Raw genomic sequence first — 11,922 nt, forward strand, 5'->3', positions numbered from 1 at the left:
AGCTGCCAAATATCAATCACATCCCATACAAATGAAAATCTATTATCGATTTTTTGCACACTCTGAAACACAACACATCATCATACACATGCTGTCCATCAGGGTAATATTCATCTGCATGGCTTTCCACTGATTCATAACGGCAACTCCCTTCATATCTCCTATAGGTAAACTAAGGATTAAATGAATGCTTCTTATGAGGCGTATTTTACCTTTTCTTTAAGAGTTTGTCAAGACTTATTTCTCCTTTTTCTAATCCTCCAGTGGCCTGGACTGCCTGTCCATATCTCCGATATGAACAAAGCTGATATGAAAGAGGCATCAATCATTTCTGACTGATGCCCTGTAAAACATATTGGCTGTTTATGTTGTATACTATTTAAGAAGTGCATCCTTCTTTTCAAGGATTTCTGCTGCAGCCGTACATGCCGCACAATCACAATGCTGCGCTCCGGCAGTCTTGATTTCCTTTGCGTGTGCCGCCATATTTTTAGCATTCTCAGCTCCAAAAATCTGTATTCCGTCTTCAGATTCGGCAAGGCCTATTAACCCATCAATCGGTGTGACATCTTCTTCCAGCTCTTGAATATATTTTTTTGTCTCTGCGGCCTCTTCTCCCGTTCCAATAGCATCCAACCAGATCTGTGCCGCCGCTTTTGCCTCAGCACTGCATGATGGTGCACTCATTAAGTCGTGTGTTTTCTCAACAGCATAATCTAATACTTCTTTCTCCATGATTGTTCGTCCTTCTTTCCTATGAAATTTATCTCTATGTTAGCACAAATTCTTCCTATTGTATACGAACCCATTGTTTAATACCTAAAATTCTTTTTTTATTCATTTATTTAGCTGTGAATAATAACGCTTAAGCTGCTCTTCAATCTCCGGGTTCTGCTCAAAAAACTCCAGCATAGCCTGGATTCTCAGCACACTGGACGAACATATCATATGTTCCACCAGCTCCGTTTCCACTAAGGGATCTGCGCTTCCAATCAAAGTAAAAAAGCGCTCCATGATATGATGGCGCTCCAGCAGATATGCGCCGCTCTTTCTTCCATCCTCTGTCAGCAAAATACTATCATGCTTATCGTATTTTAAATATCCAAGCTCAACAAGCTTGGATATCATTTTTGACGCGGAAGATGGACGGACATGAAGACTTTCTGACAGCTTATTGACACGCGTGTAGTTTTCCACCCGGCATAACCGATATACCATCTCAAGATAATCCTCCAGAGCAGGCGTAAGCCTCCCTTCATTTTGTTGCTTCAGCTGATAACCGCGAACAGTATGAAATTCGTTTTCTATAGGTTTACTCATAAGCCTCCATCCTCTATGCCAGATTTTTGTATCATTCATTTGTAACACTTTATGCTTTCACTTCATAAATTAGTCATAGGAAACGGCATTTCCCACCCCTAACAAACAGACAGCCCAATTTCAAATATATGGTTTAGGAGGATTTTACCGTGAATACCACTCAAATATCATTAGATAAGCTTCCAATTGGAAAAAAAGCAAACGTTTCCGCCCTAATCTCCGACGGTGCAGCCAGAAGGCGTATGCTGGATCTTGGTATTATTGACGGAACCGAAATAAAACCGCTGTATAAAAGCCCTTCCGGTAACCCTGTTGCCTATCTTATTCGGGGTGCTGTCATTGCGCTGCGTTTGGACGTATCAGAAAAAATCATGGTATCAGTCACGGAGGAGGAGTCATCATATGGGGTTAACTAATACTTCGACAGGAGCTGGAGTCTTAAGCCACTGCGGCTTATATATCGAAAAGGCAACACTGCAAGATAAGGTTATAGCTTTGGCCGGAAATCCGAATGTAGGAAAAAGTACAGTTTTCAACGCTTTAACAGGGATGAATCAGCATACAGGTAACTGGCCGGGAAAAACAGTTGTAAACGCCCAGGGAAAGTATCAGTATCAAAATACAAATTTTATCCTAGTGGATATTCCGGGTACTTATTCACTGATGGCAAACTCAGCCGAGGAAGAAATCGCCCGGGATTTTATCTGCTTTGGCGGAGCCGATGCTGTGGTAGTGGTAGCCGATGCCACCTGCTTGGAGCGGAATCTAAATCTGGTGCTTCAAACCATGGAAATCACCGGCCGAATCGTGTTGTGCGTCAATTTGATGGACGAAGCCAAAAGAAAAAAAATCAACATTAATCTCACGGCACTAAGTTCCAAGCTAGGGATTCCGGTAATCGGAACCAGTGCTCGCTCCGGCAGAGGCTTAAATGACTTGATGGATGCTGTCAAAGAACTTACAGAGAGCAAGCCAAAACTGTGTCCGCTTCATATAAAATACGGAGAAAAAATTGAAGATGCCGCCGATTTGATAGAGTCAGAGCTTGATGATGTTTTACAGGGACAAATTAGCAGCCGGTGGGTTGCTCTGAAACTACTTGACGGAGATGAAAGTCTGCTGCACTCTCTAAAAACCTGCCTCGGCTTCGATCTTTTAAAGAATGATGAAATCGCTCAGGCAGTTAAAAAGGCAAGACTTTCCCTGGGGGAAGTGAACATGCCGGCCAATAGGATTCGTGATCAGATTGTCACAAAGATTGTCAGAGAATGCGAAGATATTTGCCGGGATACCGTCATCTTTGGAAACAAAGAATATACGGGACGGGATAATAAAATTGATAAAATTCTTACTTCAAAGCTAACCGGAATACCCATCATGATTGCAATGCTGTTTGGCATCTTTTGGCTCACCATTGTGGGATCTAATATTCCATCGAACCTTCTTTCCACTGGACTATTTTCATTGGAGGAGCCACTTTCCCGGTTTTTTGAATGGTTGTCCGCCCCGGATTGGCTGCGCGGAGTCCTTGTAGATGGCGTCTTTCGGACACTGGCCTGGGTAATCTCCGTAATGCTGCCGCCAATGGCAATTTTCTTCCCATTGTTTACACTGTTGGAGGACATGGGCTATCTGCCAAGAATCGCATTTAATCTTGACAACTTTTTTCGCAAAGCTTGTGCCCACGGAAAGCAGTCGCTGACTATGTGTATGGGATTTGGCTGCAATGCTTGCGGCGTTATTGGCTGTCGAATCATTGATTCCCCCCGGGAGAGATTGATTGCCATCCTTACAAATTGCTTTGTACCCTGCAACGGAAGGTTTCCCACTTTAATAGCCATTATCACCATGTTTTTTGCCGGTGCCTTAAGTGGTGCATTCCAGTCTGTCATTTCCACACTGATGCTGACCGGTACGATCATACTTGGTGTTGCCATGACGCTTTTGATTTCAAAGCTGCTGTCAAAAACAATTTTGAAAGGAATGCCTTCCTCCTTTCATCTGGAACTCCCGCCTTATCGCCGTCCGCAGGTCGGTAAAGTAATTATCCGTTCTATTTTTGACCGTACACTTTTTGTACTGGGCAGAGCAATTACCGTTGCCGCACCTGCAGGCATGGTTATCTGGGTACTGGCCAACATCCATATCGGAGATTTGAGCCTACTTGCCCATTGTGCCGGGTTTCTTGATCCATTTGCAAGATTTATTGGTCTGGACGGATACATCTTGATGGCATTTATTCTGGGATTCCCAGCCAATGAAATTGTTGTGCCTATCCTGATTATGAGCTATATGGCGGCAGGAAAACTGACTGATCTAGAAAGCCTGTCAGAATTGCATACACTTTTTGTAAATAACGGATGGACCTGGCTGACGGCAGTGTGTACCATTCTGTTTACGTTGCTGCACTGGCCTTGTGGAACTACTTTCCTGACGATTAAGAAAGAAACCCAAAGCATGAAATGGGCACTTATCTCCTTTGCAATTCCTACAATAACCGGTATTATTGTATGCATGATTACAGCGAATACCATCCGGCTGCTGGGACTCATATAGGCAGCCGGCTTGCCCGCCGTTTCAATTTTCCCTTTATACTTATACTGTCCTTTTAATCCGATGCCAGACCAGACCAATAATAAAGCCCGCAGCTGCCGGCAATATCCATCCCATACCAATTGAGAAAAATGGTAAGTAATTTTCTCCAAAATGTATCAGTGCCTGTGCTGCTCCTGTCTGACGTATAAAATCCGGACTTGCATTAATGGCATCAATTATTGAAGCAATAAGCGTAAAATAAGTTGTCATCTGATATACGCGTAAATCATGATGAAAAAGCGATCCGATAATAGAAAGTAAAATCAACGTCATTGCCAGCGGATAAAGAAACATTAATACCGGAATTGAAAAATGGATGATCTTGGTTAAACCAATATTGGCGAGCAGGCAAGCCAACAGACTGACCCCTGTCGCGAAGGTTAAATATTTTTGTGACGGAAATAGCTCCACAAATGTTTCTGAAAAAGCAGTAATCAGTCCAATAGCAGTCTTTAAGCAGGCTAAAATAACGATGAATGCAAGAATGATACTTCCATAGGTCCCAAAATAATAATTGGCAATCTGCGCCAGGGCAATTCCTCCATTTTCACTTAAAGGAAACTTCCCCAGACTCATCGTTCCCACATAGGCCAGCAGGCTATAAATAACCCCCATTGCAACAATACTAATGGTGCCGGATTTAATGGTGTCCACTGCAATCATCCCAGGATTCTTTACTCCACGGCTTCGAATCGTTGATACAATAATAATACCAAACGCCAAGGAAGCCAGAGCGTCCAATGTATTGTAGCCCTCAACAAATCCTTTAAAGAAAGCATTTGCCTGATAATCCGGCTGTACCACAGTCCCGGCAATCGGCCCCATTGGCCGGACAAGCGCCATGATTAAAAGAGCACCCAATAAAATCAAAAATAAAGGATTTAGAATTTTACCGATATAATCAAGTAATTTTGTTGGTTTTCGCGCCAACAACCATGCAATAAAGAAAAAAAGACAGCTGAAAAGTGCAAGCGCCAATACTAACTCATTTTCAGAAATAAAGGGAGCGAGACCAATTTCAAATGAGGTCGTTGCCAATCGCGGAATTGCATAAAGCGGGCCAATCACAAGATAAAGTAAAATGGTAAAAATATATGCATAACGGCGATCCACCTGAGCGGCTAATTGAAACACCCCTTCACTTTGTGAAATACCAATTGCGACAACTCCCAAAAAAGGCAGACCAATTCCCGTTACAAGGAAGCCTAAATTTGCCCAGATAACCTCCATCCCCGATGCCTGACCCAGGTGTACGGGAAAGATCAAGTTTCCCGCTCCAAAAAACAGCCCAAATAACATTGATCCAATCATTAAATAATCACTAAATGTTAATTTCTTTTTCTCATCTTCCAAAGTTCAAGTCCCCCAAATAGTTTATCTTATCAAAAAAATAGCAGTTAACAAGCATATTTTTGCTAACTGCCATCTTATCATTTTTGCAAGTAAATTTCCAGTTAAACAGTGGTGAGGAACGAATTCTTACGCCCTTTCGGAGTTAGTACTTTTCCATCATGGATATTGCATACCCCGACAATAAACTTCCTTTATAATAGTCTTACAAAATTTTTCAGACGTTCCCGAGCGGATTCGAACCGCTGGCCTTCCGCTTAGGAGGCGGACGCTCTATCCTGCTGAGCTACGGGAACTTGTGTGAAATGCTCTGTTTCTACAGAACACAACTAATAATATAACATGAAAATCAGAAAATCTCAACTTATTTAATTAATATCTTCTAGATTTGCGTAACAGTTCAGCCGATTTATCAGAAATTTATATATCCCTGGAGCCATATTGTTGCTTTAAATCTTCTCCCAATTTCCGGTTCTCCCATTACTTCTTTGGCCGGAACACAGATGTCAAACTGCATTTCATTTACATCTAGTTTCATTTGATATAAGGGTTCTCCAGTTGCAATATTTTTTCTTTCCCTGACTGCAAGTATTTCCCCCATTATGGCATACAAATCACACTCCACACCATACGGCATAAAGTATGTATCTACAATAGTAAAAATGTCTTCGCTGATTAATCTTCTTGATACTTTTGAATATGTATCAATGTCATCCAATGTCAATGTTTCAATTGCTTCCTGATCCCCGCCTCTGGCTGCTTTAAGCAGTACTTTTCTGTTATCCGATGCTTCCTTCTCACTCTTTACCTGTTGTTCACTTTTTTTCACAGGAAATAATACTTTTCCTGACAGTGCCAGTCCGGAAAATGTAATGGATGTAGCTATTTCGGACTCAAATCCAAGCTGACGTTCTCTCATATATTCGATACCGTTCTGAAGATGAAAAATTAAACTGATTCCCAATCTTGGATCTTCACAAATTCCCACGTATTCTTCTTTTTCAATACGTTTTTCTACAGCTACATCTGCATATGTAGTTATTCCACTTCCTTCAAAATATGGAAAATAATAATCTGCATCAAACTTTTCCTCTTCATCCAATTCCCCGCATAGAGTAATTCCAACTTTTTCTCCATACTCTTTTTGAAATTCACAGTAATCTGCCCAACTTTGATATGACACAATTATCTGATGTGTAAAATTGGTTTCCACCTGTTTCAAAAGTTCTATTACTTCTTTTTTTGTATGCAGTTCATTAAAACCAATTGCTTTTAGATATTGATGCATAATATTCTCCAAATTTCTATTCACAGTTCAGCCAATTTGAAAGTATAAAGCTCAATCAGACTCATGACTGAACTGTGATAAACTATATTACTTTAATTTTTAGGAGTAATGACGACATTTTCTCCCATATATGGTTGAAGTACTTTGGGTATCTTCACGGAGCCATCTGCCTGAAGGTTATTCTCCAGAAACGCAATAAGCATTCTTGGAGGGGCCACTACTGTATTATTCAATGTATGCGCAAAATATCTGCCATTCTCGCCTTTTACACGAATACCCAGTCTTCTTGCCTGGGCATCTCCCAAATTGGAGCAACTTCCTACCTCAAAGTATTTCTGCTGTCTGGGTGACCACGCCTCTACATCAACGGATTTTACTTTTAAATCTGCCAGATCTCCAGAACAACATTCCAATGTACGAACCGGAATATCTAAAGAGCGAAACAAATCTACTGTATTATTCCACAATTTATCATACCAATCCATACTTTCTTCCGGCTTACACACAACTATCATCTCCTGCTTTTCAAACTGGTGAATGCGGTATACTCCACGTTCTTCAACGCCGTGTGCACCCTTTTCTTTTCTGAAACAAGGAGAATAACTGGTCAATGTCTGAGGAAGCTCACTTTCCTCTAACTGAGTATCAATAAATTTGCCAATCATTGAGTGCTCACTTGTCCCAATAAGGTATAAATCTTCCCCCTCGATTTTATACATCATTGCATCCATCTCTGAAAAACTCATTACACCATTGACCACATTGCTGCGAATCATAAAAGGTGGAATACAGTAAGTAAAACCTCTATTAATCATAAAATCTCTGGCATAGGATAATACTGCTGAATGGAGACGTGCAATGTCTCCCATTAAATAATAGAATCCGCTTCCTGCCACACGTCTTGCACTGTCCAAATCAATTCCATTGAATCTTTCCATAATTTCTGTGTGATATGGAACTTCAAATTCTGGTACTGTCGGTTCACCGAATCTCTCTAATTCTACATTTTCACTGTCATCTTTTCCAATAGGAACAGATGAATCAATAATATTTGGAATTGTCATCATAATTTTTTTGATGTTCTCTTCTATTTCTTTTTCTGCCGCGGAAAGAGATTCTATTCTATCAGCATGTTCTGTAACCTTTTTCTTTAATATTTCTGCCTCTTCCCTTTTTCCCTGTGCCATCATAGCTCCGATTTCTTTGGAAGTTTTGTTTTTTTCCGCTCTTAATGCCTCAACTTCCTGCTTAATATCACGATTTTTCTTATCAAATTCCAGAACTTCATCAACTAATGGCAATTTTTCATTTTGAAATTTATTTTGAATATTCTTTCTCACAATATCTGGATTCATTCTTACAAATTTTATATCTAACATAATTTTCCTCCTATTATACTTTCATCCTTTAAAATTTATATACTTATTTCTATCTTGCATATTGTTTCGTTGACATTTTTCCATTTAATCCGTCTAAAATTCAATATCATATTTGGTATATGGTGAAGATAGTATCAACTCTTTTTTAAATCGTAATTTTCCTGGTAAATAGCTCTTTCCAGGGATTCAGATTCCTCTTCTGCCAGCTCAATGTAGCTTTGCCCATTTACAATTTCTTTTATATAGGTGTAACACCCTTCACGGCTATGCATAGCATTCAAAATCCATCCATTGTTATTTTCATCCAGCATAGTTAATGCAAAGCTTAGATTTCCTCCCATTTCATGAAAAGCATCATATTTAATAATGCCTATCTTTTGATAATTTGATTTTATTTTTTTATAAATGTTTTGTATATCAGTCTGATTTTCTTTAGAAATCTCAACAAGTTCATCAATTTCTTCAAATCTCGCCAATAGGCTTTCCTCTAGATTCTTCCCATCTTTTCCCTTCATAAACGAAGCATAACTGGTCTTCATCCTGTTATACTTCATATTTATACTCACCAGTAGTACAAACAGTAGTACCTGGATTAAGAATAATAATAAAAGCAGGTATGCGGGGTCAATGCCAATACGTCCCAATATAGTACTTTCCATTTGTAATCCTCCTTATTGATTATTTTTGTCATTCTGATATTCTCCCCCATTTTTTGTTTCTTCATTATTTGGTAACTGTTCAGAGCCAAAAAGATATATTACAAAGTTACTTTATTTATAAATATGTATCCCTAATCAGCTATGGTCATAATTAAATCGAATATACGTTCGAGTTCGTTTTGAGAATAATATTCGATTTCTATTTTTCCCTTTCCATTGGACTTTTGATTCACATTTACTTTAGTTCCTATAATACTTTTCATTTTTTCTTCCAGGTCATCATAAATAAATGCATTCTCTAGTTTTTCTTCTTTTTTGGCTCTCTTTGGATTTTTTAATGACTTAACTAGTTTTTCTGTCTCTCGTACACTAAGTTTTTCGTCAAAAATTCTACTTGCTATCAAATACTGCTGTTCTTCATCATCTATTGCAAGGAGTGCTCTGGCGTGTCCTGTTGTTATCATATCATCCACAACCATTTGCTGCACCTTATCACATAATTTTAAAAGCCGCATAGAATTGGTGACCGCTGTCCTGCTCTTTGAAACTCTCTCTGCAACTTCATCCTGTTTAAGATCAAATTCCTCCAATAAACGCTTATAAGCCATGGCCTCTTCTATAGGATTTAAATTTTCTCTCTGAATATTCTCTATCAGGGATATCTCAACTATTTCCTGATCTGTATATCTTTTTATTACTACGGGGACTTCTTTGAGTCCTGCTAATTTTGCTGCACGCCATCGTCTTTCTCCTGCAATAATTTCATAATAATCATTTTTTTTCTGTACAACTAAAGGCTGTAGGATTCCAAACTGCTTAATAGAATCTGCTAATTCTAATAATGCATCTTCATCGAAATCTTTTCTTGGTTGATCTCTATTAGGCTCCACCTGATTAATTTTTAATAATATTTCTCCGTTACTACTTGTTTTTTCACCGTGTCCGGTCTGCTTATTGTTTTCTGAATTTGTATGGTTCTTCGACAATTTTTCGCTTTTATCAGGAATCAGACTGTCCAACCCTTTACCAAGCCCATTTCTTTTCACCGCCATATTCTAATTTTCTCCTTTTTGAATCACTTCTTCTGCCAGTAACATATAGCTTTCTGATCCTGCAGATTTCGGATCATACAAATTTATAGGCATTCCATAACTTGGCGCTTCTGCCAGGCGAATGTTTCTTGGTATTATAGTTTTATAAATATTTTGACTTAGATTATCTTTTACATTTTCCACCACTTGTAAAGAAAGATTAGTTCTTGCATCATACATAGTAAAAACAACACCCTCTATTTTTAAAGTTGGATTCAGTCTTTCCTGTACTAGCTCAATAGTATGAATAAGTTGGCTTAGCCCCTCAAGAGCATAGTATTCACATTGGATTGGAACAAGTATAGAATCTGCTGTTGTCATGGCATTAATAGTAAGCATGCTCAATGCAGGAGGACAGTCAATTATTATAAAATCATAATTGTCCCTAATCTTTTCAACCTCACCTTTAATAATATATTCCTTATTTTCAACACCAATCAATTCAATTTCGGCTGCTGATAGGTTAATATTTGACGGAAGAACATCAAGATTTTCAAAAACATCTTTGCAAACACACTCTTGAATTTCAGCATTACCAATAATTAAATCATAAACGTTGTTTTCGACTTCTGTTTTATTAACACTAAGACCGCTAGTCATATTTCCCTGTGGATCCATATCTAATGCCAAAACTTTTTTTCCAAGTCCGGCAAGCGAAGATGATAGATTGATAGCTGTTGTTGTCTTTCCTACACCGCCCTTTTGATTAGCAATTGCTATAATCCTTCCCATTTTAATACTCCTTTCATTGAACACCTTACTATTATAGCATCTTTTCGTTAGTATATCTATACAATGTTTCACGTGAAACATTATTTTTTTATTTAATGAGACCCTTTGTTACCCCATTACATAAAAATCTGATCTGGGATACACTCTACTTGCTAAAAACAGACCAATAAGTTAATTTCATTTCTTTGCTAAAATTTAAACTCTTAATTTTAAATTTTTATTCTAATACACATTTTTACAAATATAATGTTTCACGTGAAACATTATATGATACCAAGGTCCCAAGGCCATGCGTTTCATGCTTGCATGGAAAAGCATGGCCTTGGGACCCATAAAACATGAGAAAGTAGCCCGAATAGGGCGGATTTCGAATGTTTTTAGGATTGCGAGAGCGCAAAGTGCGGAGCAATCCGTAGGTATCAGGGGGCAAAATGCCTTTTGACCCCTACATCATTATATACATAAAAATTTGTATTTTTACTTTATTTGCTTCAATGAGTGTAGTATAATAAGAAATATAAATTTAGAAAGAGGTGATATTTTGGGTTGGAAAAAAAGACTTACCTCATGTGTTCTTCTCAGTGGTACTTCAATCGGAATTATACATGTTGTTAATCGGTTAGTTCATCACATTTCTACTATAGATAACCTTTTATTTTATAAAGATGAACAATATTATGAATGGAGATTTGGCCGGATATTTTATACAAAACAGGGAGAGGGTTCCCCCCTTTTATTGATTCATGATTTAAATGTTACCAGTTCTGCATATGAGTGGAATAAAATAGTAGATGCATTATCACAAACTAATACTGTCTATACTATTGATTTACTTGGATGTGGACGTTCCGCTAAACCTAATTTAACTTACACCAACTATTTGTATGTTCAATTAATTACTGATTTTATTAAGCATATTATTGGTAAAAAGACAGATGTTATATGTACTGGAGAATCCGGTTCATTTGTTTTGATGGCATGTGCAAATGATAATACAGTAATTAACAAAGTTATAATGGTTAATCCACAAAGTCTTATCACTCTTGCAAAGATACCGACAAAACGTACTAAAATGGTGCGCCATATTATAAATACGCCCATCATAGGTACATTTATTTATAATATACTGATTAATAAAAGAACAATCGAAGATAATTTCAGATTTCGATACTACTATGATCAAAATAAGATTGATGAAAGAAGTATACTTGCGTATTTTGAAGCCTCCCATAAGTATAACACTCGTTCAAAGTATCTATATTCCAGTATAAAATCCAGATACTCAAATGCGAATATTATACATTGCCTTAAAGAAATAAATAATAGTATTTTTATTATTGTTGGAAATTCTAACCCTGAAAATACACTAGTGGCCAGTCAATATCAAAACCAACTTCCTTCTATCGAAATTGTGGAGATTAATAAGACAAAGCACTTGCCACAATTAGAAATGCCGGATAAATTTGTAGAACAGGTTGAAATTTTGTTTGAAATTGATGGATAATGGC

11 protein-coding genes and 1 tRNA gene are annotated in these 11,922 nt (G+C 38.0%); 3 read left to right on the forward strand and 9 right to left on the reverse strand.

Features of this window, described 5'->3' with window-relative positions; all coding sequences use genetic code 11:
- Positions 1 to 375 precede the first annotated feature (375 nt).
- A complete protein-coding gene (locus EDD59_RS07490; RefSeq protein WP_132380549.1) occupies positions 376 to 735 on the reverse strand; it encodes a molecular chaperone Hsp90 in 360 nt (119 codons plus the stop codon).
- Positions 736 to 837: 102 nt separating this feature from the next.
- The gene (locus EDD59_RS07495) at positions 838 to 1,320 is read right to left on the reverse strand and encodes a metal-dependent transcriptional regulator (RefSeq protein WP_132380551.1); all 483 of its coding nucleotides are present in this window, start codon (positions 1,318 to 1,320) and stop codon (positions 838 to 840) included.
- Between the two features lie 149 nt (positions 1,321 to 1,469).
- Here EDD59_RS07495 and EDD59_RS07500 point away from each other — a divergent pair, with 149 nt between their 5' ends.
- Together EDD59_RS07500 and feoB are read left to right on the forward strand one after the other, a co-directional pair.
- Positions 1,470 to 1,736, forward strand: coding sequence for a FeoA family protein (locus EDD59_RS07500; RefSeq protein ID WP_132380553.1), 267 nt, complete (start codon positions 1,470 to 1,472; stop codon positions 1,734 to 1,736).
- On the forward strand, positions 1,723 to 3,876 hold the full coding sequence (feoB, locus tag EDD59_RS07505; RefSeq protein WP_132380555.1) for a ferrous iron transport protein B: 2,154 nt from the start codon (positions 1,723 to 1,725) through the stop codon (positions 3,874 to 3,876). Before EDD59_RS07500 ends, feoB begins: the two co-directional genes overlap by 14 nt.
- A 39-nt stretch (positions 3,877 to 3,915) precedes the next feature.
- Here the strand turns inward: feoB and brnQ are convergent, their stop codons facing one another.
- From brnQ to EDD59_RS07540, 7 genes are all read right to left on the reverse strand, one after another.
- Positions 3,916 to 5,268, reverse strand: a complete 1,353-nt coding sequence (brnQ, locus tag EDD59_RS07510; RefSeq protein ID WP_243117365.1) for a branched-chain amino acid transport system II carrier protein — start codon at positions 5,266 to 5,268, stop codon at positions 3,916 to 3,918.
- Between the two features lie 219 nt (positions 5,269 to 5,487).
- A tRNA-Arg gene (locus EDD59_RS07515) sits at positions 5,488 to 5,561 on the reverse strand.
- A 116-nt stretch (positions 5,562 to 5,677) separates the two neighbouring features.
- A complete protein-coding gene (locus EDD59_RS07520; RefSeq protein WP_132380557.1) occupies positions 5,678 to 6,553 on the reverse strand; it encodes a DUF3881 family protein in 876 nt (291 codons plus the stop codon).
- 92 nt (positions 6,554 to 6,645) lie between these two features.
- On the reverse strand, positions 6,646 to 7,932 hold the full coding sequence (serS, locus tag EDD59_RS07525; RefSeq protein ID WP_132380559.1) for a serine--tRNA ligase: 1,287 nt from the start codon (positions 7,930 to 7,932) through the stop codon (positions 6,646 to 6,648).
- A 134-nt stretch (positions 7,933 to 8,066) separates the two neighbouring features.
- Positions 8,067 to 8,591, reverse strand: coding sequence for a DUF4446 family protein (locus tag EDD59_RS07530; RefSeq protein WP_132380561.1), 525 nt, complete (start codon positions 8,589 to 8,591; stop codon positions 8,067 to 8,069).
- A gap of 131 nt (positions 8,592 to 8,722) precedes the next feature.
- The gene (locus tag EDD59_RS07535; protein WP_132380563.1) at positions 8,723 to 9,643 is read right to left on the reverse strand and encodes a ParB/RepB/Spo0J family partition protein; all 921 of its coding nucleotides are present in this window, start codon (positions 9,641 to 9,643) and stop codon (positions 8,723 to 8,725) included.
- A 3-nt stretch (positions 9,644 to 9,646) separates the two neighbouring features.
- Positions 9,647 to 10,414: a ParA family protein gene (locus EDD59_RS07540; protein ID WP_132380565.1), complete on the reverse strand. Its 768-nt coding sequence runs from the start codon at positions 10,412 to 10,414 to the stop codon at positions 9,647 to 9,649.
- A gap of 541 nt (positions 10,415 to 10,955) precedes the next feature.
- Here EDD59_RS07540 and EDD59_RS07545 point away from each other — a divergent pair.
- The gene (locus tag EDD59_RS07545; RefSeq protein ID WP_132380567.1) at positions 10,956 to 11,918 is read left to right on the forward strand and encodes an alpha/beta fold hydrolase; all 963 of its coding nucleotides are present in this window, start codon (positions 10,956 to 10,958) and stop codon (positions 11,916 to 11,918) included.
- The last annotated feature ends 4 nt before the right edge of the window (positions 11,919 to 11,922 follow it).

The organism is Muricomes intestini (assembly GCF_004346165.1).
Taxonomy (GTDB): Bacteria; Bacillota; Clostridia; order Lachnospirales; family Lachnospiraceae; genus Muricomes; species Muricomes intestini.